General features: G+C 68.0%; 21 protein-coding genes. 5 read left to right on the forward strand and 16 right to left on the reverse strand.

Annotated features, from left to right (window positions below; all coding sequences use genetic code 11):
* The 9 genes from mutL to RKE40_RS19955 all read right to left on the reverse strand — a co-directional run.
* Positions 1-1053 (reverse strand): DNA mismatch repair endonuclease MutL (gene mutL, locus RKE40_RS19915; RefSeq protein ID WP_316019961.1); only part of this gene is annotated, 1053 nt, incomplete at its 3' end.
* Positions 1054-1222: 169 nt separating this feature from the next.
* Positions 1223-2539, reverse strand: coding sequence for a glucose-6-phosphate isomerase (locus RKE40_RS19920; RefSeq protein WP_316019962.1), 1317 nt, complete (start codon positions 2537-2539; stop codon positions 1223-1225).
* A gap of 139 nt (positions 2540-2678) precedes the next feature.
* Entirely contained in the window at positions 2679-3971 is a 1293-nt protein-coding gene (locus RKE40_RS19925; protein WP_316019963.1) for a M16 family metallopeptidase, read from the reverse strand.
* 44 nt (positions 3972-4015) lie between these two features.
* Positions 4016-5308, reverse strand: a complete 1293-nt coding sequence (locus RKE40_RS19930; protein ID WP_316019964.1) for a M16 family metallopeptidase — start codon at positions 5306-5308, stop codon at positions 4016-4018.
* A gap of 165 nt (positions 5309-5473) precedes the next feature.
* Positions 5474-6130 carry a hypothetical protein gene (locus tag RKE40_RS19935; RefSeq protein WP_316019965.1) on the reverse strand — a complete coding sequence of 219 codons (657 nt, stop codon included), beginning with the start codon at positions 6128-6130 and terminating at the stop codon, positions 5474-5476.
* Positions 6131-6201: 71 nt separating this feature from the next.
* Entirely contained in the window at positions 6202-6690 is a 489-nt protein-coding gene (lspA, locus tag RKE40_RS19940; RefSeq protein WP_316020001.1) for a signal peptidase II, read from the reverse strand.
* A gap of 38 nt (positions 6691-6728) precedes the next feature.
* The gene (ileS, locus tag RKE40_RS19945) at positions 6729-9737 is read right to left on the reverse strand and encodes an isoleucine--tRNA ligase (protein WP_316019966.1); all 3009 of its coding nucleotides are present in this window, start codon (positions 9735-9737) and stop codon (positions 6729-6731) included.
* Positions 9738-9943: 206 nt separating this feature from the next.
* Positions 9944-10927, reverse strand: a complete 984-nt coding sequence (locus RKE40_RS19950; protein WP_316019967.1) for a bifunctional riboflavin kinase/FAD synthetase — start codon at positions 10925-10927, stop codon at positions 9944-9946.
* Positions 10928-11008: 81 nt separating this feature from the next.
* Positions 11009-11455: a MaoC family dehydratase gene (locus RKE40_RS19955; RefSeq protein WP_390893459.1), complete on the reverse strand. Its 447-nt coding sequence runs from the start codon at positions 11453-11455 to the stop codon at positions 11009-11011.
* A gap of 270 nt (positions 11456-11725) precedes the next feature.
* Here RKE40_RS19955 and RKE40_RS19960 point away from each other — a divergent pair, with 270 nt between their 5' ends.
* The gene (locus RKE40_RS19960) at positions 11726-12109 is read left to right on the forward strand and encodes a response regulator (protein WP_066468028.1); all 384 of its coding nucleotides are present in this window, start codon (positions 11726-11728) and stop codon (positions 12107-12109) included.
* Positions 12110-12307: 198 nt separating this feature from the next.
* On the opposite strand, the gene RKE40_RS19965 is transcribed toward RKE40_RS19960, so the two are convergent.
* The 3 genes from RKE40_RS19965 to RKE40_RS19975 all read right to left on the reverse strand — a co-directional run bounded on the left by RKE40_RS19965 (position 12308) and on the right by RKE40_RS19975 (position 16729).
* Positions 12308-13165 (reverse strand): TIGR01459 family HAD-type hydrolase, encoded by an 858-nt coding sequence (locus tag RKE40_RS19965; protein WP_316019968.1) that lies wholly within the window; start codon positions 13163-13165, stop codon positions 12308-12310.
* Positions 13166-13296: 131 nt separating this feature from the next.
* Complete coding sequence (locus tag RKE40_RS19970) at positions 13297-14739, reverse strand: EAL domain-containing protein (RefSeq protein ID WP_316019969.1); 1443 nt, start codon at positions 14737-14739, stop codon at positions 13297-13299.
* A 166-nt stretch (positions 14740-14905) separates the two neighbouring features.
* A complete protein-coding gene (locus RKE40_RS19975; RefSeq protein ID WP_316019970.1) occupies positions 14906-16729 on the reverse strand; it encodes a hypothetical protein in 1824 nt (607 codons plus the stop codon).
* Between the two features lie 176 nt (positions 16730-16905).
* Here RKE40_RS19975 and aptA point away from each other — a divergent pair, with 176 nt between their 5' ends.
* From aptA to RKE40_RS19990, 3 genes are all read left to right on the forward strand, one after another.
* Complete coding sequence (aptA, locus tag RKE40_RS19980; protein WP_316019971.1) at positions 16906-18246, forward strand: omega-aminotransferase AptA; 1341 nt, start codon at positions 16906-16908, stop codon at positions 18244-18246.
* Between the two features lie 13 nt (positions 18247-18259).
* Positions 18260-19363 carry a serine hydrolase domain-containing protein gene (locus RKE40_RS19985; RefSeq protein ID WP_316019972.1) on the forward strand — a complete coding sequence of 368 codons (1104 nt, stop codon included), beginning with the start codon at positions 18260-18262 and terminating at the stop codon, positions 19361-19363.
* Between the two features lie 182 nt (positions 19364-19545).
* Entirely contained in the window at positions 19546-20751 is a 1206-nt protein-coding gene (locus RKE40_RS19990) for an ABC transporter substrate-binding protein (RefSeq protein ID WP_316019973.1), read from the forward strand.
* A 12-nt stretch (positions 20752-20763) separates the two neighbouring features.
* Here RKE40_RS19990 and RKE40_RS19995 read toward each other — a convergent pair whose 3' ends face one another.
* Both RKE40_RS19995 and RKE40_RS20000 read right to left on the reverse strand, forming a co-directional pair.
* Positions 20764-21258 carry a peptide deformylase gene (locus RKE40_RS19995; RefSeq protein WP_316019974.1) on the reverse strand — a complete coding sequence of 165 codons (495 nt, stop codon included), beginning with the start codon at positions 21256-21258 and terminating at the stop codon, positions 20764-20766.
* 154 nt (positions 21259-21412) lie between these two features.
* On the reverse strand, positions 21413-22186 hold the full coding sequence (locus tag RKE40_RS20000; protein ID WP_316019975.1) for an SDR family oxidoreductase: 774 nt from the start codon (positions 22184-22186) through the stop codon (positions 21413-21415).
* 129 nt (positions 22187-22315) lie between these two features.
* On the opposite strand from RKE40_RS20000, the gene RKE40_RS20005 reads away from it, so the two are divergent.
* Entirely contained in the window at positions 22316-23218 is a 903-nt protein-coding gene (locus RKE40_RS20005; protein WP_316020003.1) for a LysR family transcriptional regulator, read from the forward strand.
* A gap of 28 nt (positions 23219-23246) precedes the next feature.
* Here the strand turns inward: RKE40_RS20005 and RKE40_RS20010 are convergent, their stop codons facing one another.
* Positions 23247-24020 (reverse strand): class I SAM-dependent methyltransferase, encoded by a 774-nt coding sequence (locus tag RKE40_RS20010; protein WP_316019976.1) that lies wholly within the window; start codon positions 24018-24020, stop codon positions 23247-23249.
* An 11-nt stretch (positions 24021-24031) separates the two neighbouring features.
* Complete coding sequence (locus RKE40_RS20015) at positions 24032-26236, reverse strand: 3-hydroxyacyl-CoA dehydrogenase NAD-binding domain-containing protein (protein WP_316019977.1); 2205 nt, start codon at positions 26234-26236, stop codon at positions 24032-24034.
* Positions 26237-26238: the final 2 nt, after the last annotated feature.

Here is a 26238-nt window from a genome sequence, read left to right on the forward strand (position 1 = left end):
GAAGACGGCGCGGAAGGCTTCAAGCGTACGGGCGCCGCCGGTCGAGGTCGCGCGGTGGCCGGCACTCGCCAGCGCCGCCTTGAGGCTGGAGACGACGAGGCCGCGCACCAGCGCCGGATCGCGGAAGCGCACCTCGCTCTTGGCGGGGTGGACGTTGACGTCGACCAGAGACGGATCGCAGAGCACGTCGAGATAGAGCACCGGGTGCCGGTCGGAGGGCACGACGTCGGCATAGGCGCCGCGCACCGCCGAGAGCAGCAGCTTGTCGCGCACCGGGCGCCCGTTCACCGCCATGTGCACACCGGCCGAAGTGCCGCGATGGAAGGTCGGCAGGCCGGCGAAGCCCGAGAGCCTGACGCCCTCGCGCTCGGCCTCGACGGGCAGCGCATTCTCCGGGAAGTCGCGCCCGAGCGCCCGGCTGAGACGGCGCAGGCGGCCCTCCTCGCCGATCGGCTCGGCCGGCCAGTCGAAGGCGCTGACATGCTCGCCCTCGAGCGAGAAGCGCACCTCGGGATGGGCGATGGCGAGGCGGCGCAGCATGTCGGAGACGGCCTGCGCCTCGGCGCGGTCGCTCTTCAGGAATTTCAGCCGCGCCGGGGTGAAGATGAAGAGGTCGCTGACCTCGATGCGGGTGCCGAGGGCGGCAGCCGCCGGCCGCACCGGCCCCTTGACGCCCGCCTCGACCACCAGGCCCACGCCCTGCGCCGCGTCGCGCCGGCGCGTCGTGATCGAGAGCCTCGCCACCGAACCGATGGACGGCAGGGCCTCGCCGCGGAAGCCGAGCGAGCGGATGGCGAAGAGGTCGCCATCGGGAAGCTTTGAGGTGGCGTGACGCTCGACCGAGAGCGCGAGGTCTTCCGGCGTCATGCCGGCGCCGTCGTCGACGACGCGGATCAATTCGCGCCCACCGGCGGCGATGGTCACCGCGATCGAGCGGGCGCCGGCATCGAGGGCGTTCTCGACCAGTTCCTTCGCGGCAGCCGCCGGCCGCTCGATCACCTCGCCGGCGGCGATGCGGTCGACGAGGACGGGGTCGAGGCGGCGGACGGTCATGGGCACGGCATAAGAAAAAACGGAACTCAACGAGAGCTCCAGACCGCGTCATCCCGGCCTTGCGCCGGGATCCATCGTAGAGCGCCGCGCCCTATGATGAATCCCGGGTCTGCGCTTCGCTTCCCCCGGGATGACGTCTTGGGTGAAACCAGCGGCCCGGCCGAATCGTTCAGCCGCGCCCTTCGGCAAGATAGCGCTTGGCGAGGATCTTCGCCTCCTCCACCGCCGGCTGGTCGAACGGATCGACGCCCATGGCGTAGCCGGTGAGAACCGTCTCCAGCATGAAATGCATCAGGATCTCGCCATGGCTCGCCTCGTCGACCACGTCGACATGGAGCTTGCGCACCGCCCTGCCGTTCTTGGCGAAGGTGTCGATCATGGCGAGGCCCTGCGCCGCGACGAGGTCGCCGATCGTCTTATCCGCGAAATCGCCCTCGCCGATCTGCTTGGCCAAGGCCGCGTCGATCGCCGGGCCCTTGCCCTTGTTGGCGACGGTCAGCACGGTGAAGAGCCTGTCCTTGGGACCGGCGAGATAGAGCTGCTGCTGGGAGTGCTGATCGACCGGGCCGAGCGCCCCGACCGGCTGGGTGCCCTGCCCGTCCTTGCCGAGGCTCTCGGCCCAGAGCTGCATCCACCAGCGGGTCAGCAAAGCGAGCTTGTCGGCATAGGGCATCAGCACGGCGATGTTCTTCCCGTTGCGCATCGCCGCGAGGTTGAGCGCGGCGCCGAGCGCCGCCGGGGTCTCCTTGACGCCCTTGCCGGCAAGGACCGGGGCGAGCGCCTTGGCGGCGCCCTGGCGCAGCGCGACGATGTCGAGGCCGAGCACCGCCGCCGGCAGCAGGCCGCAATTGGTCAGCACCGAATAGCGCCCGCCGACGCCGGTATGGTGTTCGAGGAAGGGCACGCCGAACGGCTCGAGCAACGCCCGCAGCGCGTGCAGCTTGCCGGGCTTTGCCGGCTCGGACAGGCCCTGGAAATGCCAGCCGATCTTGTCCTCGGCGATGCCCGCGCCGCGCAGTGCGGTGATCGCGGCAATGGTCTGCAGCAGGGTCTCGCCGGTGCCGCCGGACTTCGAGATCGAGACGAACTTGGTCGTCTTCAGCGGCAGCGTCTTCAGCAGCGCGGCGAAGGTCAGCGGGTCGAGATTGTCGATGAAGTGGACGCGCGGCTCCGGCAGGAAGGCGGAGAGGCCAGCGGTACCATAGCCGGTGAGCTGCGCCAGGGTCTGGCCGCCGAGGCTGGAGCCGCCGGTGCCGAGCACGAGGATGTCGCTGGCGCCGTCGCGCAGGCGAGCGGCCGCCACGCGTACGGGTTCGAGATCGGCGGTCTCGGCGGGCAGGCCGAGCAGCGGCAAGGTCTTGGCCTCCCCCGCGAGCCGCGCCAGAGCGGGAGCGAGATCGGCCACGGCCTGGTCGAAGGCCGCGTCGGGAATCCCGCCTTCGCCGACACCGGAGACGAGCGCGAGGTCGAGGCTTTGCTGGAGCATGGAGCTGATCCGGACGTCTGGAGGAAGGAAGGCTAGAGCATTTTCAAGCGAAGTGGACACCGGTTCGCGTCAAGAAAATGCGACAGGACAAGGGGTGGAGCATTTCCGCGATTCAGCGAAACGCGGAAGCGCTCCAGGCTCAGGCGAGCCCGACCGGGCGGCCGACGGCCTGGACCAGCAGGCGGCCCTCGCCGAAGAGGCGCGCCGCGACGCGCCGGACGTCTGCGAGCGTCACCTCGGCGAAATGCCGGTTGCGCTCGGCCAGGAATTCCGGCTCGAAGCCGACGACCGCGAGCCCGAGCAGTTCGGCGGCGATCTTGGGCGAGGTGTCGAAGCGCAGCGGGTAGGAGCCGATGATGTAGCGCTTGGCTTCCTCGACCTCATGCTCGCTCGGCCCCTCGGCGGCGAGCTTGGCGATCTCGTCGCGGATGACCGTCATCGATTCGGCGACGCGGTCATTGCGGGTCGAGGTGCCGCCGATCAGGAAGCCGCTCTGGCGCAGCGGCATCAGGCTGGAGGAGACGCCATAGGCGAGGCCGCGCTTCTCGCGCACTTCCATGAACAGGCGCGAGGTGAAGGCGGAGCCGCCGAGGATGTGGTTCAGCACGGTGCCGGCGAAGAAATCGGGATCGTGCCGCATCAGGCCGGGGCCGATGAAGCGCAGCACGGTCTGCGGCACGTCGAGATCGACGATGCGGGTTTCGCCGAGGCTGGCGATCGGCAGGGCGGCCTCGGGCAGGACGCGCGGCTGCCCGGCCGGCAAGCCTGCGAACAGCGCATCGAGCCGATCGGAGAGCTCGGCGGCAGTGATGTCGCCGACAGCGACGAACTTCAGTCCGCCCCGGCTCAGCAGGTCGCGCGAGAGGGTCTTCAGCGCCTGCGGCTGCAAGGCGCCGACGCTGGCGACGTCGCCGCGCTCCGGCCGGCCGTAGGCGTGGCCGGGAAAGGCGGCGGAGAAGAGCGCGTTGCGGCAGAGCGTATCGGGATTCTGGGCCTGGCGCTGCAGCCCGGCGATGACCTGCGCCTTGACACGCGAAACGGCGTCGGCGTCGAAGCGCGGCGCGTTGACGGAGAGGCCGAGCAATTCGAAGGCGACGTCGCGATGGCGCGACAGGGTCTGCACCTGGCCGTGGAAATCGTCGCGGCGGGCATCGAAGGAGAGGCTGATCGCATGATCGGCCATGCGGCCCTGGAAGGCCTCGGCGTCGAGATCGCCGGCGCCTTCGTCGAGCAGGCCGGAGATCAGGTTGACGCTGCCGGCGGCATCGGTGGGGTCGCGGTTGGCGCCGCCATCGAAGGCGAAATCGAGCGCAAGCAGGGGAAGGCTGTGCTCCTCGACGAGCCAGGCCTCGACGCCGCAGGATGCGGTGACGCGCTGCACGGACAGTGCAGGGCCGGGTGCGGCAAGGGCAGGTATGATCGGCGCGTTCATGGCATTCCCTGACGGCGTGACGCCTGACGCCCGCCTGCTGGTGATCAGGCGGCGGGCAGGAGCAGGCCGGTGACCGAGCGGTCGGGCCTGAGATAGAGGCGCACCGCCTCGACGACCTGCTCGCGGCTGACCGCTTCGATGCGCTGCGGCCAGAGCTGCACGTCCTCGACGGTCTCGCCCACGGCAAGCGAAGCGCCGAAGATGCGCGCCAGCGAGGACTGGCTGTCGCGGGCGAAGATCGTCTCGGCGACGAGGCGCGTGCGCGCACGGGCAAGTTCGAGCTCGGTCGGCCCATCGGCGATGAAGGCGGCCAGCGCCGCGTCGAGCCCGGCCTCCAGCGTCGCCATCTCGACGCCGGGACGCGGGCTCACCGAAACCTGGAAGGCCGAGCGGTCGACCATCGAACCCATGAAATAGGCGCCGGCGCCTGCCGCCAGCTCCTGCTCGACGCAGAGCTGCCGGTAGAGCCGCGAAGTGGTGCCGCCGCCGAGGATCTCGGCCGCGAGCTCGAGCGCGAAGGCATGGTCGCGCTGCTCGGAGAGATAGGTCGGGGTCAGCCAGGCGCGGCGCAGGGAGGGCTGCTGCACGCGCGGATCGGACAGCGAGACCCGGCGCGCGGCGCGCGGATCGGGCTCGACCGGCCGGTTGCGGCGCGGCGGCTCGCCGCGCGCAGGGATTGCGCCATAGGTGTCCTGCGCCAGGCGCAGCACCTCGGCCGGCTCGACATCGCCGGCGACGACGAGGATCGCGTTCTCCGGCGTGTAGAAGCGCTGATAATAGGCGAAGGCATCGTCGCGGGAGAGCCCCTCGATCTCATGCTCCCAGCCGATGATCGGCGTGCCATAGGGATGGTGGACGTAGAGCGCGCTGGAGAATTCCTCGCCGAGCTGGGCGGCCGGATCGGCATCGACCCGCATGCGCCGCTCCTCGAGCACCACGTCGCGCTCCGGCCCGACGACGCTCTCGTCGAAGGCAAGGCCGGTCATCCGGTCGGCCTCGTAGTCCATCATCGCGCGCAGATGCTCTTTCGGCACGCGCTGGAAATAGGCGGTGTAGTCGAAGGAGGTGAAGGCGTTCTCCTGGCCGCCATAACCGGCAACGATCTTGGAGAACTCGCCGGCCGGCCATTTCGCCGTGCCTTTGAACATCAGATGCTCGAGGAAATGGGCGATGCCGGACTTGCCGGCCGGATCATCCCCCGAGCCGTTGCGATACCAGACCATGTGGGTCACGACCGGAGCCCGGTGGTCGGGAGCGACCACGATCTCCAGGCCATTGGCGAGCCGGAAGGATTCGACCGTGCTGGCGACGCTGCTGGGCGGCGTATGGACCGTCATGGGGCTGGTCGGACTCCTGCGGCAACGGGACAAGATATCGACCCGAGCCGCCTGGCGGCCCGAGCCGGAGATGGGCTCCACCGGAAGATAGGCCTGCGCATCGCCGGAAACCAGCCCGCGCGGCTTCGCCGGCAAAGGCGCGCCGGGTTGGCGCGCCCCAAGCCGTTACTGCATCGGCTTGGTGCCCATCAGGAACTCGCGCTGCCCGACGGCATGCTTGTCTTCCTGCGGGCCGGCGAGGCCCGGGCCGAGCGGCGCCGTCCCGGCAGGCCGGCGATAGCCGACCGGCGGGTCGACGAGGTATTTCCGCTCCGGCTCGCTGCCATAGGTCAGGTTGCTGGTGTCGGTCTGGGCCTGACGCGCCGCCATCTCGCGGCCGATCCGGATCGGCGCAATCTGGTTGTTGTAGTTGTTGTGGTCGGGAACGATCCCGTCCGGGCCGTTGGCGCGGCCGACGACGCGCCCACGGCGCAACTCCTCCTGGGTCATCTCGGGCCGGTTGTTGGCGCGATAGGCCTCGGTGCTGGCGAAGGGGGCGCGGGTGCCGTCGCGATCGGCCTTGCGGCGGGCGACGTCCGGATCATCCGGCCAGGCGGCGGTGCGCGTCGCGCCCGGCTCCTGCGGCTTCGGCAGGGTCGAGGACGGCGGCACGACCAGCGGGGCACGCTGCCTATAATCGATGTCGTTGTTGTCGCTGCCGAAAAGCCCCGTGCCTTTCATCAGATTCTGGAAGAGCATGCCTTCCTGGGCAAAGGCAGGGGTCGCAGCCAGCAGCAGGCCGCCGGCGAGCAGCATGCGCGAGGCGCGGATCCGATAAGCCATGTCCATTCTCCGTCCCGGGGCAGAATGCCCCGTCATGATCGATCGCCGCGGCAAAACCATGGCAAGCAATCTCAGTGCGAGACCGCCTTGCCGGCGCCGGGCCGGAAGGACTCATACAGAAGCCCGGCCACTCCGACAACGATTGCCGCATCGGCAACGTTGAAGATGTACCAGCTGAAGCTCCCGAAATGGAGATGAACGAAGTCGACCACGGCGCCGAAGACGGCCCGGTCGATGCCATTGCCGAGCGCGCCGCCGATGATCAGGGCGAGGCTCGCGACCGTCAGCCTGTCCTGCGAGCGCCACATCCAGCGGCCGAGCCAGATCGGCGCCAGGAAGGAGACCGCCACCAAGAGCCAGCGGCCGATATCCGTGCTCTGCTGGAAGAGGCCGTAGGAAATGCCACGGTTCCAGGCGAGCACGAACTCCATGAACGAGGTGATCTGGAACGGCCCTTCCTCGGCGAGGCGCGCGCCGAAGAGCAGCCAGAGCTTGCTCGCCTGGTCGAGCAGCAGCACGACCACGGCGAGGACGACGCCGAACCGGCGCAACGGCGTCATGCCGGTGCCGGCCGGCGGCTGGTTCGGCTCCGGCTGGCTCATGCCGCGCGGCTGAGTTCGCGCAGCGCCTTGGCGTCACGCGGGGTGACGTCGGGATAATCGGCCTCGGCCGTCGCCGGGTCGAAATACTTCCAGGAGCGGGCGCATTTCACCCCGGACGCCCGGACCGGAACGACAGACACGCCGGGCACGTCGGCGAGACGGAAGGCCCCTTCCGGCCCCTCCACATCGCTGATCCTGGCGCCGGAGGTGATGCAGATCTCGGCGAGATCGAGCCCGCTGACGGCAGCGCGCAGGTCGGGATCGGCGATATGGACGATCGGCGCCGCTTCCAGCGAGGAGCCGATGCGCTTGGCAGCGCGCTCGAGCTCCAGCGCGCCGGTGACGACGCGGCGAACGCGGCGGACCTTGGCCCAGCGCTCGGCGAGCTCGGGATCGAACCAGTTCTGCTCGACCGCGGCGAAGAGCTCGAGATGGACCGAGCCCTCGCCGGCCTTCGCCTGCGGATAACGCTCGAGCCAGGCCTCCTCGGCAGTGAAGACCAGGATCGGCGCCAGCCAGGTCGTCAGGCAGCGGAAGAGATGGTCGACGACGGTGAGCGCACTCCTGCGGACATGGCTGGAGCGCGGATCGCAATAGAGCGCGTCCTTGCGGACGTCGAAATAGAAGGCCGAGAGCTCGGTGTTCATGAACTGCGAGAGCAGGTTCACGACCTTCTTGTAGTCATAGGTCCGGTAGGCTTCCTCGACCTGCGGACCGAGCTCGGCGAGACGGTGCAGCATCAGCCGCTCCAGCTCCGGCATCGAAGCCGGCTCGGTGACGCGGATTTCCTCGCTGAAATGGGCGAGCGTGCCGAGCATCCAGCGCATGGTGTTGCGCAGCTTGCGATAGGTCTCGACGAAGGTCTTGAGGATCTCCTTGCCGATGCGCAGATCGTCGGAATAGTCGGCCGCAGCGACCCAGAGACGCAGGATGTCGGCGCCGCTGTCCTTGATCACATCCTGCGGCGCCGTGACGTTGCCCTTCGACTTCGACATCTTCTCGCCCTTCTCGTCGAGGCAGAAGCCGTGGGTCAGGACGACGTCATAGGGCGCCCGGCCGCGCGTGCCGCAGCTTTCGAGCAGGCTCGAATGGAACCAGCCGCGATGCTGATCCGAGCCTTCGAGATACATCACCTTGTCCTTGCCGCCATCGACGACGCGATGCGTCTTGAGATCGGCGCGCTTCTCCAGCGTGAAGGCATGGGTCGAGCCGGAATCGAACCAGACGTCGAGCACGTCGGTCACGCGTTCGTACAGCGCCGGGTCGTAGCCGAAGGGCTTCAGGAAGCGGGCGCCGTCGGTGTCGGTGAACCAGGCATCGGCGCCTTCCTGCTCGAAAGCCTCGGCGATTGCGGCATTGACCTTGGCGTCGACCAGGACCTCCTTGGTCTCCTTCTCGACGAAGACGGTGATCGGCACGCCCCAGGCGCGCTGGCGCGAGACCACCCAGTCGGGCCGGTTGGCGATCATGCCGTTGATCCGGTTCTCGCCGGCGGCAGGAACCCATTCGGTATCCCGGATCGCCTTCAGCGCCCGGTTGCGCAGCGTGTCGGCATTGCCGCCCGCCGTCGGCGCGGGAGCCGCCGGATCGGGCGCGCCGGCATCGCCATAGGGCTTGTCCATGGCGATGAACCATTGCGGCGTGTTGCGGAAGATCACCGGCTTCTTCGAGCGCCACGAATGCGGGTACTGGTGCTTCAGCCGGCCGCGCGCGACGAGATGGCCGCTCGCCGCCAGGGCCTTGATGACGACGTCGTTGGCGTTGCCCTTCTCGCCCTTGTCGGTGATGACCTGCGCCCCTTCGAAGCCCGGCGCCTCCTTGGTGAAGCGGCCGTCGGCATCGACGGTGTAGGGGATCCTAGTCTCGATGCCGCGCTCGGCCAGCATCCGGCCATTCGCCATCCAGACGTCGAAGTCCTCGCGGCCATGGCTCGGCGCGGTGTGGACGAAGCCGGTGCCCGCATCGTCGGTGACATGGTCGCCATCGAGCAGCGGCACGTCGAAATCGTAGCCCTGACCGCGCAGCGGGTGGGCGCAGCTCAGACCCGCGAGTTGCTCGGCAGACACATCGGCCACCAGCTCGTAGGCTTCGACCTTCGCCGCCTTGAAGACGGATTCGGCCAGGTTCTTCGCCAGGATGTAGGCGGCGCCCGTCTTGGCCCAGTTGTTCTCCGGTGCCGCGGTGACGCGGTAAAGCCCGTAGGCGACCTTGTGGTGGAATGAGATCGCCCGGTTGCCGGGGATCGTCCAGGGGGTCGTGGTCCAGATCACCACCGAGGCCTCTGCCAGCGGACCCGAGCCGAGAACCGGGAACGCGACATGGATCGTGTCGCTGGTGTGCTCCTCGTACTCGACCTCGGCTTCGGCGAGCGCGGTCTTTTCAACCACCGACCACATCACCGGCTTGGATCCGCGATAGAGCATGCCGTTCTCGGCGAACTTCATGATCTCGCGGGCGATCTGCGCTTCGGCCGGATAGGCCATGGTGAGATAGGGATCGGCCCAGTCGCCCTCGACGCCGAGGCGCTTGAACTCGGTGCGCTGGACATCGACCCAGTGCTCGGCGAAGGCGCGGCACTCCTTGCGGAATTCGACGACCGGGACATCGTCCTTGTTCAGCCCCTTGGCGCGGTACTGCTCCTCGATCTTCCACTCGATCGGCAGGCCGTGGCAGTCCCAGCCCGGCACGTAGTTGGAATCATGACCGAGCATCTGCTGCGAACGCGTGACGAGGTCCTTCAGGACCTTGTTGAGCGCGTGGCCGATATGGATGTTGCCGTTGGCATAGGGAGGGCCATCGTGCAGGACGAAGCGGTCACGGCCCTTCGCGGTCTCGCGCAGCTTGCGGTAGAGGTCCATCTTGGCCCAGCGGGCGAGCAGCTCCGGCTCGCGCTGCGGCAGGCCGGCCCGCATCGGGAATTCGGTCTGCGGCAGGAACAGGGTCTGCGAATAGTCCTGGCCCTTGGCGTCCTGGGCGGCGGGCTTCTCGGCGGTCTTGTCGTTCATGATCCGGCTCTGGCGGTTCGGACAGGCGGGCCAGATCGGTCTGGCGCTGCGCTCTTGTCCGCGAAAACTGGGAAAGCGGTCGAAATCCCGGACTGCGCAGGCGCCCGCGCGTCAGCGCAGGGCGGCAGCCGGGCTCGTAATTCGCCGGGACAGTGCGATGATCGTGGCGCGGAAAGCGGGCATGAGCGGCTTCTAGCAGGCGTTGCCTAGGGAAGAAAGGGCGGCGTCCGGCGAAGAATGTCGCGCGCCTGCCGGCTGTCGTCGTCCATCTGCGCGATCAGCGGCGGCAGTGCCTCGAACTTCGCTTCGCCGCGCAGCCAGGCGACGAGGGCGACATCGACGGTCTTGCCGTAGAGATCGCCCGAGAAATCGAACAGGAAGGTCTCGAGCCGCGGCGCGCCATCGTCGAAGGTCGGGCGGCTGCCGAAGCTGGCGACGCCGTCGCGCCAGATGCCGTCGACGCGCATGCGGACGGCATAGACGCCGTAACGCAGCCGGCAGTCGCGGGGCAGATGCATATTGGCGGTGGGATAGCCGAGGTCGCGCCCGCGCTTGTCGCCATGGGCGACCACGCCACGCACGAACCAGGGCCGGCCGAGGAACTCGGCGGCACGGGCGACATCGCCCTGCTCCAGCGCAGCACGGATCAAAGTCGAGGAGACCGGCTCGCCCTGCCAAGAATACGGCGCGACGACAGTCACCGGCACGCCAGCGGCTCCGGCCCGCGCCTGCAGCATCTCCGGCGAGCCGGTGCGGCCTGCGCCGAAATGGAAATCATAGCCGCAGACCAGACCGGCGGCGCCGAGCCGGCCGAGCAGCAATTCGTCGATGAAGGCCTCGGCGGCGACCGCGGCGATCTCGCGGTCGAAGGGCAGGATGAAGCTCGGCGCGAGCCCCTCGCCGGCGAGCAACTCGACCTTGAGCGCCGCCGGCGTCAGCCGGAACACCGGCTGGTCCGGCCGGAAGACCGAGCGCGGATGCGGCTCGAAGGTCAGCGCCGCCGCCTGTCCGCCCTGGCCTGCCGCCATCTCGTTCGCCACCCGCGCCAGCTCGGCATGACCACGATGGACGCCGTCGAAATTGCCGAGCGCCAGCACCCGCCCGCGCAGGGCGTCCGGCACGGGCTTTCCCGGTTCGAGGATGAAGGCCGCCGGCAAATCGGATCGCGGCGCTTCGGCTGATGAGGTCATGGAGCGCAAGCGTCCGAGCGCCGGGAAGCTCCGGCGGGCCGTGTTTGGCCTCAAGCCGGCGGAAGCGTCAAGGCTTCGGCTTCAGGCTTTCGCCTCCGCGCGCGGCAGCGCCACCCAGGCCTCGCCTTCGAGAACAGCCTTGCCGTCGACCAGGCATTCGCAGAACAGCCGGGCGCGTCGGCGCTCGGCGACGAGCTCGACCACCTCGACCCTGGCGGTGACGACGTCGCCGATCTTGACCGGGGCGAGGAAGTTCAGGGTCTGTGAGAGATAGACCGCGCCCGGCCCAGGCAGGCGGGTGCCGAGCAGGGCCGAGACCAGGCTGGCGGTGAGCATGCCATGGGCGATGCGCTGGCCGAACTTCGTGCCGGCAGCGTAGCGGTCGCAGAGATGGATCGGGTTGGCGTCGCCGGAGAGGTCGGCGAAGAGCGAGATGTCACGCTCCATCACGGTGCGCATCAGGCTTTCGCGCTGGCCGATCGCCAGATCCTCGAAGGCATGAACCTGATAGAGCGTGCTGGTCATCATCGGTCGTTTCGCATGCGCAGCAACGGTGGAAAAGCCGCTGCCACATGAGACAGGGGATGTCAGCGTTTCACAATTCGCTGCATTGCACCATAGAACTTTCGTGCCTGGGCGAGGTCGCCTTTCGGATGATGACGCTGCGTCAGTTTTCGATCGAATTAACCGCTTTGAAACACCGCTCGGCTATCAGGATTGCCCCATGATTGCCGCTCTGAGAGAGCGGCCAGCGCATCGGTATTGCCCGGTGCGCGCTCGCATGCTCGGAGTTCCACCATGGCCCTTGACCCGTCGATGCCGATCCTGGTGGTGGACGATTACCAGACCATGGTGCGGATCATCCGCAACCTCCTGAAGCAGCTCGGCTTCGAGAATGTCGACGATGCCTCGGACGGCAGCAGCGCCATCGCCAAGATGCGCGACAAGAAATACGGGCTGGTGATCTCGGACTGGAACATGGAGCCGATGACCGGCTTCGAGCTGCTGCGCCAGGTCCGCAACGAGGAAGAGATCGCCGCGACGCCATTCATCATGGTCACCGCGGAGTCGAAGACCGAGAACGTCATCGCCGCCAAGAAGGCCGGCGTAAACAACTACATCGTCAAGCCGTTCAATGCGCAGACGCTGAAATCCAAGATCGAATCGGTCTGCGCCGCCTGAGGCCGGCCACGAGCCGACCTGAGCCCTCATCCTGAGGAGCCGCTCCGTTGGGAACGGCGTCGCGGAGGATGCTTCAGCAGGCTTCCGGGATATCTGGACCATCCTTCGAGACGCGCCTGCGGCACTCCTCGGGATGAGACCGGCAGTTCTCAACGAAGCTCAAAACGCCGGACGCGGTCCACCTCCGGAATAGGCCGCTTACCAGGCGAGCTGCTGCATCGCGTAGTCGGGGCGGTGGCTCTGACGGGCGAACCAGTCCTGCAATTCCGCCGGCGAGAGTTCGCCGGTCTCCTCGGCATGGATGCCGCCCAGGCACATCAACGATCCCAGCCCGCAGTGCACGGCGCCGGCGATATCGGTGCGGATCGCGTCGCCGATGGCGAGGATGCGCGACCTCTCGACATTCTCGCCGCGCAGCTCCTGGCCCTGGCGGATCGCCAGTTCGTAGATCGGGGCATGCGGCTTGCCGGCATAGATCGCGCGGCCGCCGATTTGCTCATAGGCAAGTGCGATCGAGCCGGCGCAGGGCACCATGCGGCCGCCGCGGTCGACCACCAGATCGGGATTGGCGCAGATCAGGGTGAGGTCGCGACGGGCGAAATCGGCAAGCTGCTCGGCATAGGTTTCCGCCGTCTCGGTCTCGTCGTCGAACAGGCCGGTGCAGACGACATAGCGGCCCTCGGCGGCCGGGACGCGCGGCGCGTCGAGCCCGGCGAGCAGCGGTAGGTCGCGATCGGGGCCGAGATGATAGAGCGGCTCGCCGGCGCGATGGGCGATCAGGTCGCGGGCGACATCGCCAGAGGTAACGATCGCGTCGAAGGCGTCGCCCGGCACCCCGAGGCGGCCGAGCTGGATCGCGATCTCCGAGCGCGGGCGCGGTGCGTTCGAGACCAGCACGACGGTGACGCCGCCGGCCCGCATCTTGGCCAAGGCGGCGCAGGCCTCGGCATAGGGCGCGACGCCGTTATGGACGACGCCCCAGATGTCGCAGAGGCAGAGCTCGTACTGACCGATGATCGGCGCAACACCGGACAGCAGGCGGGTTGAAGTCGGCACGGGCGGGCTCCGGCTTGAAGTGAGCGGCGGCTGGCGCCACGATCCAGCGGCTCAGCATGCGGGCTCAATACGCCGCCGATGGCCGGCCGGCCAGCCCGCTCACGGCATAACGCGCCGGCTTGCAGGCTGGTTCAGGCGGTCGCGCGCCGCAGGACGTCACGGAAGGGTACGCGCGTCGGCGCCGGCGGTGCGGCTGGGGCCGGAGGCGGGTAATTGACGATCTCTGCTGCCGGCGGGAGCGGCGCAGGTGCCGGAGCCGACACGGGCGCCGCCGCCTCGGGCTCCGCGAAGACCTCCGGACGCACCGGGCGCGGCGGCGAGAAGACGTCGCCCTGGCCGTAGCCGACGCCGAGATCGAGCATGTCGGCGACCATCGGATCGTCCTCGACCTCTTCGGCGACGAGCTGGATCGCGCCGCGAGCGAGGTGCGCGGCAAGGTCGCCCGCGGCGATGTCGGCGACCGCAGCCCCCCTCGCCTCGGCCAGCAGCAACGAGGCCGGGACCTTGACGAAGCGGACGCCGCGATCGTGCAGCGATGCGGGATCGAGCCTGAGATCGGCGACATGGTCGAGCGCGAAGCGCACCCCATTGGCCGACATCGCCCCGAGCAGCCCGAGGCTCGCCGGCTCGAGCGTGCGGAAGACCCGCTGCGGCATCTCGATGACGAGATTGCCGATATGGGCGTGGTACTTTTCGAGGATGCGGGCGAGCGCCGCCAGAGCGCGCGAAGAACCCCAGGTCGCGCCGCTGAAATTGCAGGAGACGAAGAGCCCGCCCTCCTTGGTCCCGAGATGGCGGGCGATCGCCAGTGCACGGGTCAGGACGAGCGCATCCAGCGTGGGCCCGAAACCGCGCTGCTCGATCGTCTCCATGAATTCTTCCGGAAGCAGCAGGGTCTTCTCGTCGAGACGCAGGCGCACCAGCGCCTCATAGCCGCGGGTCCGGCGCTGCGGCAGCTGGACCATCGGCTGGAGATGAACCTCGACCTGGCCGTTGGCAAGAGCCTCGCTGATCAGAGCGACGCGCTCCTCCAGCGCCCGTGCCTGGGCCATCTCCGCCGGCGACTGCCGAATAGCGACCAGCGGCTCAGGTGCACGCAAGGGAGCGCGCTCCGCCACCACAGCCCGTACCGGCGCTTGCGGCGGCGCGGCGAGCTTGTCCTGCACCAACCGCAATTGATCGTCATGGTCGCCGAGTGTCGTCGCGACCTGCTGCAGGAGATCGCCGAGCAGCCCGACCTCGGCGGTGAGCTCGTTCAGCATCGCGCGGGCCGGAGCAGCATCGACCTCGCTCATCGGCAGCTGGTCGATGCGCTTGCCCATCGCGTCGAGGCGGATTGCATTCGTCGCCAGCCGGACCTTGACCTCGCCGAGCCCAGCCAGGAGTTGCTCGCGCTCCGCCGCCCAGTTGCGGCGAACCAGCGCCGCCGAACCAGCGAGGCCGAGCCCGGCAGAAAGCAGGCCGACCGCATTGGCGAGCCCGCCCGGCAGCAACAGCATGGCGGCGGCGCCCAGCGAAAAACCGGCAACACCGCTGGCGGCCGGCGGGAGTGCGCTGAGGCGGATGCGAGCCAAGGGCAGGATCACGCAAAAAGAAGGTTGAGGGAAACGCGAAAGCGGCGAATCACCCTGCCGCACCCGCAAGATAGCCGCCGGCGGCCGCTGCTGCGAGGGCCGGCACGTCGCGGGCCGCATGCGAAGCGCAAAAATCGAGCGCCGGCGGCCAACGACTTGCGCCTCGCTAGCGCGGTCGCAGCCCTCCGGAGTTGATCACCGCCAGGATCCGCTCCGCGACCTCCGTGGAGAAGCCCCGCCGGGCGAGATAGAGCCGCGCATCGAGATCGAAGAGTGGCACCTTCTGCCGCAAGGTTTGAAGCGCATGGTCCAGCGCGAAGCTGTCACCGCTCGCCGCAGCTGCCATGGCGCGGCCGATGAGGCCGAGAGGCGTCTCCTCGGCGTTGATCAGGGCCGCATGCGCGTCCGCCAGCTTGGTCGCTCCGGTGAGATAGGCGGCGAGATACAGGTAGAAATCATACCAGGGCGGCCGGCCATTGGAGAGCGCGACAGCCCGCTCGAGCAGAGGCAGCCCCTCCGCCGGTCGATTGAGCTGGACATAGCGTGCGCCGACGGAAGCAAGCACGTCGGGATCGTAGGGATTGCGGGCCAGGGCCTCCTGCCCGGATTTCAGCGCATCCTCGATCGCGCCGCGCAGGAACAGGGCATCCATCATCACCTGATGCGCCCGGGCGCTAGCGGGGGCAAGCCTGACCGCGGTGACCGCGGCGGCGAGCGCCCGGTCGAGCGCCGAGCCCGGCCGGGCGTTGAAGTCCGAGGAGTACTCGTCGAGGGTCAGCAGCGCGAGCTGCGACCAGGCCGGGTGGAATTCCGGATCGCGGGCAACGATACCCTCCAGGCAGGTGCGAGCCGCCAGATGATCCTCCGCCCTCATCGTGCGACGCAGGTTCACCGCAAGGAAGAGACAGCCGGCCTCCGGCGTCGGCGGCGCCAGACGGGCATCGGCATGCAGCACGCCGAAGGGCTGGGCCAGCCGGATCGCCAGTTGCTGGGCCGTGTCGCGCAGCCTGGCCGCGTCGCTGAAGTCGCCAATGCTGCGCTCGCGCGAGGTGGTCCAGACGACGCGGCCGCCCTTGGCAGTGCTGAGCCGCGCATGGCCCTCGATCGCGTCGCCGACCCGCGAGAAGCTGACCGTCAGGACATAGTCTGCGCCGTCTCCCGAGCGTGTCATTGGCTCCGGCAGCTTGACGACCAGGAGATCGTCAAAGCGCGCCATCGTGTCCGCGACCTGGCGAACGAAATTGCGGGTGATGTCGTCAAGTGAAGGGTCGGTCACCGTTTCCGCAACCTCGACCGAGACGACCGGGAGGCGCGCCTTGACCGGTACCACCGCCTGGACCGTCGGCAGCGGAGCCGAGCGCGGCGCGGCGGGTGGCGGCGGCAATTGCGAGGCGATGTCCGGCAACTGCGCCGCCGTCCTTCCTGGCCCCTGCGCGCGCCAATACCAGAACGCAATCGCGGCACAGGCCAGCAACAGCCCAAGGCCGGCGACATAGAGCCAGTAGCGCGAAGGCCGCGCAGCAGCCGCGCCGTTCTCGACCGGCGCCGCCCTCTCCCCTTGTGCTTCTTGCGCCCCGAACGCGTCCTGAGCGGGAACCTCCTCCTCCGCCGGAAGCCCCAGCGGCGCGACGCGCTCGAAGGCCGGGACATAGGCCCCGACGGGAACGGTGATACGCACGGGATCGGCGACGCCATCGGCGGCGAAATAGAGATTCAACGCCTTGCGCAGGCGCCCGGCCTCGACGCGGACGATAGGATCCGTCTGCGGATCGAAATCGGGCGAGCGGCCGAAGGCCTCGACCGCGATCGTGTAGCCCTTCAGCTCTGCAGCACGCCCCGCGAGCGTCTGCTCGACGATGTAGCCCAGGAACGCCGTCAGCTGCGGGGCGGCCCGGAAGATATCGGAGGCGAGCACGCGCTCGAGCTGCGCGCGGATCTCATCCGGCGAGAGCCCATCGTCTCTGTCCAGAGCTGAGGCGCGAACGACCATTGGGGCGTGGTCCAGTGTTCCCCTCCTTCAAACTACGCCGGAAACGACGTTACGTCATCCGCGCAGGCGCCGCCTGTCGCTCGCGCAACGCAGGGATGCCCCGCCCGACCGCGGATTTACAGCCCGTAGCACGCTGCTAGGCTGAGGACGTTTTAAAAAACTAAAGGGATCGGATCATGACTTCCGCGACGGGCGCCATCGCCACGCCGAACGACCTTGAAGCCTACTGGATGCCGTTCACGGCGAACCGGTCGTTCAAGCAGAACCCGCGCATGGTCGCCCGGGCCGAGGGCATGTTCTACTACACCCCCGAGGGCAAGCCGGTGATGGACGGCACCGCCGGGCTCTGGTGCTGCAATGCCGGCCACGCCCGCGAGCCAATCATCCACGCGATCCAAGCGCAGGCGCGCGAGCTCGATTACGCCCCCTCCTTCCAGTACGGCCATCCCAAGGTCTTCGCCGCGGCCGCCCGCATCGCGGCACTGGCGCCCGGCGATCTCGACCATGTCTTCTTCGCCGGCTCCGGCTCGGAAGCGGCGGACTCGGCCCTGAAGATCGCCCTCGCCTACTGGAATGTCTCGGGCAGAGGCTCGAAGACCCGGCTGATCGGCCGCGAGCGCGGCTATCACGGCGTCGGCTTCGGCGGCATCTCGGTCGGCGGCATGGTCAACAACCGCAAGTTCTTCGGCGGGCTGCTCACCGGCACCGACCACATCTCGCACACCTATGACCGCGAGAAGCAGGCTTTCAGCAAGGGCGAGCCGGAATACGGCGCGCATTTCGCCGATGATCTCGAGCGCGTCGTCGCGCTGCACGACGCCTCGACCATCGCGGCGGTGATCGTCGAGCCGATGGCCGGCTCGACCGGCGGGCTGCCGGCGCCGAAGGGCTATCTCAAGCGCCTGCGCGAGCTCTGCGACAAGCACGGCATCCTGCTGATCTTCGACGAGGTCATCACCGGCTTCGGCCGTCTCGGCTTCGCCTTCGCCGCCGAGCGCTACGGCGTCGTCCCCGACATGATCACCTTCGCCAAGGGCGTGACCTCGGGCACGGTGCCGATGGGCGGCGTGATCGTGCGCAAGCACATCTACGACGCTTTCATGAACGGGCCGGACAACGTCATTGAGCTGTTCCACGGCTACACCTATTCCGGCCACCCGCTGGCAGCGGCTGCCTGCCTCGCCACGCTCGACATCTATCGCGAGGAGGGCCTGTTCGAGCGCGCCCGCGCCATGGAACCGATGTGGGCGGATGCGGTGATGAGCCTGAAGGGCGAGCCCAACGTCGTCGATATCCGCACGGTCGGCCTGGTCGGCGCCGTCGATCTCGCGCCGCGCGCCGATGGTGTCGGCAAGCGCGCCTTCGAGGCGATGGACCGCCTGTTCCGCGAGGAAGGGCTGATGGTCCGCACCGCCGCCGACACGATCGCCTTCTCGCCGCCGCTGATCATCACCGAAAACCAGGTCGAGGAGTTGATCGGCAAGCTGCGCCGGGCGATCCGGGCCGTGGCGAACTGAGCGGCTCGAAGCCGTGGACCGGCGCGCCTTCCTCGCTGCGACAGGAGCCGCGCTGCTGGCGCGCCCTGCCGTGGTGCAGGCCCGGGCGCGCCAGTGGCAGGAGGTCTCGCTCGCCGAAGCCGGCTTCCGGCCTGATGCGGGCGAGCGCATCGACAGGGCCTTCGCCAATGGCGAGTTGAACGGCCTGCACGGGCTTGTCGTGCTCCGGCACGGCAAGATCGCCCTGGAACGCTATTTTGCCGGAGCGGACGAGATCTGGGGCGATAGCCGGGGCGTCATCGCCTTCAACGCCGACGAGCTTCACGATCTGCGCTCGGTGTCGAAGAGCATCGTCGGCCTCGTCTATGGCATCGCCCTCGCCGACGGGCTGGTTCCGAAACCCGAAGCGCCGCTCCTGGCGAGCTTTCCCGACTATCCCGACCTCGCCGCCGACCCGGAACGGCAGCGGCTCAAGGTCGCGCATGTCCTGACCATGACCATGGGCCTCGTCTGGGACGAGTCGCTGCCCTACAGCGATCCGCGCAACAGCGAGATCGCGATGGAGTATGCTCCGGATCGCTATCGCTTCGTGCTCGACCGACCGATCGCACGCCCGCCGGGCGAGGCCTGGACCTATAGCGGCGGCGCGACGGCGTTGCTCGGGCACCTCATCGCCAAGGGCAGCGGCAAGCGGCTCGGCGAGTTCGCGCACGAGCGCCTGTTCGCACCGCTCGGCATCGATCGCTTTGCCTGGACCAACGGCCTCGACGGCCGGGAGGCCGCCGCATCGGGCCTGCGCCTGCGTCCGCGCGATCTCGCGGCAATCGGGCAATTGCTGCTCGACAAGGGCAGCCATGCCGGCCGGCAGATCGTGCCCGCCGGCTGGCTGGAGCAGTGTCTGACGGCGCAGACGCAGACCAAGGACGGGCTCGGCTACGGCTATCAGTGGTATCTCGGCCGCAACCGCGCCGGCGAGCCCTGGTTCGGCGCCTTCGGCAATGGCGGCCAGCGCCTTGTCGTCACGCCCAGGCAGCAGCTCGTCATCGCCATCACCGCTGGGAACTACAACAAGCCGGGCGGCGAGCGGATGTCAGCCAAGCTCGCGAACGAGTTCATCTTCGGCGCCCTGGCGCAGTGACCACCGCCTGCGGCTAGTCGGGGAGAAGAAATTTTCCCCTCCTGTTGCCCTGACGACCAGCACCATCTCTTTGAAACCGGTTGTTCAGCGGCTCGTTCTTATTTGTGCACCGCGGTATTGACCGCCTAACCGAGCGAAACCTAAGGCTCTGCAAATCCTCGCAGTTTCTCTTGGGATCGACGATGTCGCTTCGCAGCATTTCGGCCGGACTGGCCGCCCTTCTCACGCCTCTCCTGCTCGTTCCCGCGCTAGCCCAGACGCCGAAGCCGCTGCGCATCGGCGTGCTCAACGACATGGCCGGCATCTATGCCGACATGGCCGGGCCCGGTTCGGTGATCGCCGCCCAGATGGCGGTCGAGGATTTCGGCGGCACGGTTCTCGGCCGACCGATCGAGATCCTCGCCGGCGACCACCAGAACAAGCCCGATATCGGCTCGGCGCTGGTCAATCGCTGGATCGACGAAGACGGCGTGGACGTGATCGCCGACATCCCGACTTCCTCGGTGCTGCTCGGCATCCAGGAGATCGGCCGGCGCAAGAACAAGCTCGTGCTCGCCTCGACCGGCGGCTCCTCCGACTTCACCGGCAAGTTCTGCGCCCCGACCGGCATCCACTGGACCTACGACACCTATGCGCTGGCGGTCGGCACCGGCCTGCCGCTGGCCAAGGACGGGCCCTGGTATTTCATCACGGCCGACTACGCCTTCGGCCATGCGCTCGAGCGCGACACCTCGGACGCGGTGAAGAAGGCCGGCGGCAAGATCATCGGCGGCGTCAAGCATCCACAGGGGACGACCGACTTCTCCTCCTATCTGCTGCAGGCCCAGAGTTCCGGCGCCAAGATGGTTGGCATCGCCAGCTCCGGTTCCGACCAGATCGCCACCATCAAGCAGGCGACCGAGTTCGGCCTGCCGCAAAGCGGCGTCAAGCTCGCAGGCCTCTATCTGCACATCACCGACATCCATGCGATCGGCCTGCAGGACGCGCAGGGGCTGATCCTGACCCAGGCCTTCTACTGGGACCTGAATGAGGAAACCCGCGCCTGGTCGAAGCGCTTCTTCGAGCGCCACAAGGCGATGCCGACCATGGGCCAGGCCGGCACCTATTCCTCGATCCTGCACTATCTCAAGGCGGTGAAGGCCGCCGGCACGGCGGAGACCGAGAAGGTCGCTGCGCAGATGAAGGCGACGCCGGTCAACGACTTCTTCGCCAGGAACGGCGTGATCCGCGAGGACGGCCGCATGGTGCACGACCTCTATGTGCTCGAGGTCAAGAAGCCCGAGGAATCCAAATACCCCTGGGATTATCTCAAGCTGATCCGCACCATTCCGGGCGACCAGGCCTTCCGCCCGCTGGCCGAGGGCGAGTGCCCGCTCATCAAGAAGTAAAGCTGCCGGATCCTAAGCCCGTCGCAGCTTGTTGTAACGGACGATCAGCCTGTCGCGCTTGAGACGGGACAGGCGGTCGATCCAGAAGATGCCGTCGAGCTGGTCGATCTCGTGCTGATGGCAGACTGAGAGCAGGCCGTCGGCCTCCTCGTTCCGCTCCTTCCCGTCGAGGTCCTGATAGCGCACACGGATTCGGGCATGGCGTTCGAGCTCGTCGGTCACCCCGGGCATCGAGACGCTGCCTTCGGTGTGGCGGATGGTCTCGCGCGAGACCTGGTCCAGCTCCGGATTGACATAAATGCGGACCTCGCCGGGCGCGAGCTCGAGCACGACGAGCCGGGAGAGCACGCCGACATGCGGCGCGGTGATGCCGATGCCGGGCGCCGCCCGCATCGTCTCGAGCAGATCGTCGGCGAGCGCGCGCAGATCGGCGTCGAAACGCAGGACGGGGGCTGCAGTCAGCCGCAGGCGCGGATCGGGAAAGCTCAGGATCGGTCGGATAGGCATGCCGTATTTTGGTGCTTTCCCTGGATGAGACGCCCTTGGGGGGACGTAGCGTAGCAAGCCGAACTGCAGCGCTCTACGCGCCCGGGGCCGCTACGCCCCGGTCTGCTCAATGACGATATCGCGATCTGGCCAGAAGCCGCGCCGCGCGAGGCGCTCACTTGGTGGTGTAGCCGCCGTTCACCAGAATGGTCTGGCCGGTCATCCACCACCCCTCGGAGACGAGGAAGCGGATGAAGGGGACGATGTCCTCGATATGGGTCAGGCCCGTCGGCGAGAACTTCGACAGGGCTGCAGCGGTCTTGTGATAGGCGACCGCGTCCGCTCCCTCGGCCGGGTAGAAGAACGGCGTGTCCATCGGGCCCGGGCCGATCGCGGTAACCGAGATGCCACGCTCGCCGAACTCCTTGGAGGCAGCGCGGGTGAAGTGTTCGACCGGCGCCTTCATGCCGGCATAGGCCGCATAGAACGGGGTGAAGGCGCCGAGCAGCGAGGTCACGACCGTGGTGACCTTGCCGTTGTCGTTCAGCGCCTTGCCGGCTTCCTTGAGGAAGAAGAAGGCCGACTTCGAATTCACCGCGGCCATCTCGTCGTATTCCGCCTCGCTGATCTCGGCCATCGGTTTCTTCAGCACCTTGCCGACGGTGTTGATCGCGATATCCGGACGACCGACCGCAGCGACGGCATCGGCGAAGAGCTTCTCGACCGCGCACGCGCTGGTCAGATCGGCCTGGAAGGCGACGGCCTCGGCCCCCGCCGCCTTCACCGCGGCGACGGTCGCGTCGGCATCGGCCTTGGTTGCTGCGCTGTTGTAGTGGATCGCGACCGCCCCGGCGCCGTGCGCGGCAAGATCGCGGGCGATGAGCCCGCCGAGGTTCTTGGCGCCACCGGCGATGATGACTGTCTTACCCTTGATGCTGTGGTCGGCCATGGCCTCGTCTCCTGCCGTCATTGCGAGCTTGCTCGCCCTCTCAGCAAGGTACGCGGCCGATTGTTTCGATAAAGCGGGATAAGCTGACATCACTTGTCAGACCCGGCGAACAATCGCATCGTCCCGGCGATGGACCGGATCGATCTCTTCGCCACCTTCGCCCGCGTCGTCGAATGCGCCAGCTTCACACGGGCCGCTGCGACGCTCGGCCAGCCGCGGTCCTCGGTCTCGGCGGCGATCCGCCTGCTGGAGGACAGGCTGGGCACGCGCCTGCTCCACCGCACGACCCGCCATGTCGCACCGACGCAGGACGGGCTCGCCTTCTATGAGCGCTGCCTGCGACTGATCGCCGAGGTCGAGGAGGCCGAGGCGCTGTTCCGCAATACCGTCGACGGGCCGGCCGGCAAGCTCCGGGTCGACGTGCCCGGCCGCATCGGCCGGCTGATCATCGCCCCTGCCCTGCCCGACTTCCTCGCCCGCTATCCGGACATCGCGATCGAGCTCGGTGTCACCGACCGGGCGGTCAATCTCGTCGAGGACAGCGTCGACTGCGTGCTCCGCGTCGGGCCGCTCAGCGATTCCAGCCTGATCGCCCGCAATCTCGGCGAGCTCCGGCTGATCAACGTCGCGAGCCCGGCCTATCTCGACCGGCGCGGCGTGCCCGAGCGCCCCGAAGACCTCTCACGGCACGAGGCAGTTCACTATGCCTCGCCGTCGACCGGCGCGGTCGAGGACTGGCAATGGCTGGAAGGGGGACGCGTGCACGGTCTCGCCATGCCCGGGCGCGTCACCGTCAACAGCGCCGAAGCCTATATCGCCTGCTGCCTAGCCGGGCTCGGCCTGATCCAGATCCCGGCCTATGACGTCGCGGCCGAGATTGCGGGCGGTACACTGGTCGAAGTCATGCCCGAGCACCGGGCCGAGCCGATGCCGGTCGCGCTGCTCTACCCGCACCGACAGCATCTCTCGCGCCGGCTGCGGGTCTTCATCGACTGGCTGGAACCGCTGCTGAGGGAGCGGCTGCTGCTTTGAGGCACCGCCCAGCGCCGAGCCATCTGCCCTAAGCGGCTCGCCGGGCGCGAAAGCCGCGAAACGCGTAGGCATAGGGTATCAGGCCGTCGGCCTGCGCCAGTTTGGTCGCCGTCCCTAGCAGGATTTCGCGCGCCCTGTCCGCGCCGAGCGCGGCGATCGCCGGCACCGCATGCGAGGAGGAAAGGACGAGCCGGACATAGCGCTCGGGATCGAGCAGGAAGACCGCATGCTCGCGGCAGGCCTCCGCTCCCTCGAAGCCGGGCGCCTGCGCCAGTTCGGCAGCGTAGTCGGGGCGCTCATAGACGCGCGGCCCGCCATGACGGCGCAGGAAGGCGGTCGCGGCGGCAACCGCCGGGTTCGTCTCGTCACGGACATAGTCGGCGATGCCGATCAGCCCACCGGGAACGAGCACGCGCGCAGCCTCGGCAAAGAAGGCCGGACGGTCGAACCAGTGCGCGGCGGTCGCGGCGAAGACGGCGCAGGCAACGCCATCCGGCAGAGGCAGCCTCTCGGCCGTCCCCTCGCGATAATCCAGCTTCTCGCCGACAAGGATGGCCTGCTTCGCCTGCGCGCGCATCTCCGCGGCGGGCTCGACGCCGATCAGTTCAATCGCGGCCGGCAGCGCCTGGCTGAGCTGGCGGCTGAAGATGCCGGTGCCGCTGCCGACATCGACCACGATCTCCCCTTCGCCAGGACGCAACGCGTCGCAGAACCAGCGCAGCAGCGCCGGCGGGTAATCGGGGCGCGCCGCCGCGTAATCGTCCGCGACGGCGTTGAAGCGGGTCTTGCTGTCGGCGACCACGGTTTCTCCGATCAGGCGGCGGCCTTCTTCTCCGCCGAGCCGTAGAAGCTCTCGCCGGTCTTGGCCATGCGCTTCAGGAGCCGGTTCGGCTTGAAGCGCTCGCCATGCTTCTTGGCGAGGCTCTCGCAGAGCTTCACGAAGGCGACCGCGCCCATATTGTCGATATAGCTCAGCGTGCCGCCGCTATAGGGCGCGAAGCCGAAGCCGATGATCGAGCCGACATCGGCCTCGCGCGGATCGGTGACGACGCCTTCCTCGTAGGTCTTGGCCGCTTCGAGCGCCTGGGTGACCAGGAGGCGATGCTTCAGCTCCTCCATATCGATCAGCTCGGGCTCGAGCCGGTTCGCGGTCAGCTCGGCAAGGCCGGGCCAGAGCCGCTTCGGGCCGGCTTCCGGATAGTCGTAGAAGCCCTTCTTGTTCTTGCGGCCGAGGCGGCCATGCTTCTCGACGATGTCGGAAAGCAGCTTTTCCTGCGCCGGATCGACGGAGGCGTCGCCGAGCTGCGCCTTCGTCGCCTTCAGCACCTTCCAGGCGAGATCGACCGCGACCTCGTCATTCAGCGAGAGCGGGCCGACCGGCATGCCGGCCTGCTTGCCGGCGGCCTCGATCATCGCCGGCGGCACGCCTTCCATCAGCATGAGGTGCCCCTCGCGGATGTAATTGCCGACGCAGCGATTGGCGTAGAAGCCGCGGGTGTCGTTGACGACGATCGGCGTCTTCTTGATCGCCCGGACATAGTCGAGCGCCATGGCGAGCGCCTTGTCGCCGGTCTTCTTGGCCTTGATGATCTCGACCAGCAGCATCTTCTCGACCGGCGAGAAGAAGTGGATGCCGACGAAATTCTTCGGGCGTTGGGAATGGGACGCCAGGCCCGTAATGGGCAAGGTCGAGGTGTTGGAGCCGAAGATCGTCTTCGGACCGACCACGGCCTCGACCTTGGCGATCACCTCGGCCTTGACCTTCGGGTCCTCGAACACCGCCTCGATGACGAGGTCGCAGCCCTTGAGGTCGGCATAGTCGGCCGAGGGTTTGATGCGCCCGAGCAGCGCGTCGCGATCGGCGGTCTTGGCCCGGCCCTTCATGATCTGGTCGGAGACCAGCTTATGCGAGTAGGCCTTGCCCTTCTCGGCCGCTTCCATGTCCCGGTCGACGAGCACGACATCGAGGCCGGCGAGCGCTGTGACATAGGCAACGCCGGCGCCCATGAATCCCGCGCCGACGATGCCGACCTTCTTCAGCTTGCTCGGCGGGACCTCAGCCGGGCGACGGGCACCCTTGTTCAGCTCCTGCATCGAAACGAAGAGCGAGCGGATCATCGAGGCCGCCTCCTTCGTCCGCAGGATTTTCGCGAAGTAGCGGCTCTCGACCTTGAGGGCGAGATCCATCGGCAGCTGCAGGCCCTCATAGACCGCGCCCAGGATGGCGCGGGCAGCCGGGTAGTTGTCGTTGGTCTCGCGGCGATAGATCGCGTTGGCCGGCGGCCAGATCTGCATGCCGGCCGGCGAGTGGACCTTGTTGGAGGGCAGCTTGAACTTGGGGTCTTCCCAGGGCTGCTTCGCCTGCGGATTGGCCTTCAGCCATTCCTTGGCGGCCGAGACGATCTCGGCGCGCGGCAGCACGGCATGGACGAGGCCCATATTGCGGGCCGGGAGCGCCTTGATCTGCTCGCCCTTGAACATCATCTGCAGCGCGTCGCCGGTCTGCATCAGGCGCGCGACGCGCTGGGTGCCGCCGGCGCCCGGGAACAGGCCGACCTTGATCTCGGGCAGGCCGACGCGGGTCGAGGCATCGTCCGAGACGACGCGGAGCTGGCAGGACAGCGCGAGCTCGAAGGCGCCGCCGAGGCAGACGCCATGGACCGCCGCCGCGAACGGCTTCCCGCAGGTTTCGAGCTTGCGGTAGAGTTGGCTGAGCTTGCGGCTCTCATCGAAGAAGCGCTGCATCGCGATCTGCTCGCCCTGCTCCTTCGCCAGACCGACATAGAGGTCGCGCAGGCCCTGCAGCATGGTGAGGTCGGCGCCGCCGGAGAAGCTCTCCTTGCCGGAGACGATGACGCAACCCTTGATCGCCTCGTCGGAAGCGACCTTGTCGACGACCTGGTTCAGTTCTTCCATCACCTGGGGCGTGATGACGTTCATCGAGCGCTCGGGCATGTCCCAGGTCAGGGTGGCGATGCCATCGGCGTCGCTCTCGAAGCGGAAATTGGTGAGGTTCATCG

Origin of the sequence: Allobosea rubneri, assembly GCF_032464875.1 — a bacterium.
GTDB classification, from domain to species: domain Bacteria; phylum Pseudomonadota; class Alphaproteobacteria; order Rhizobiales; family Beijerinckiaceae; genus Allobosea; species Allobosea rubneri.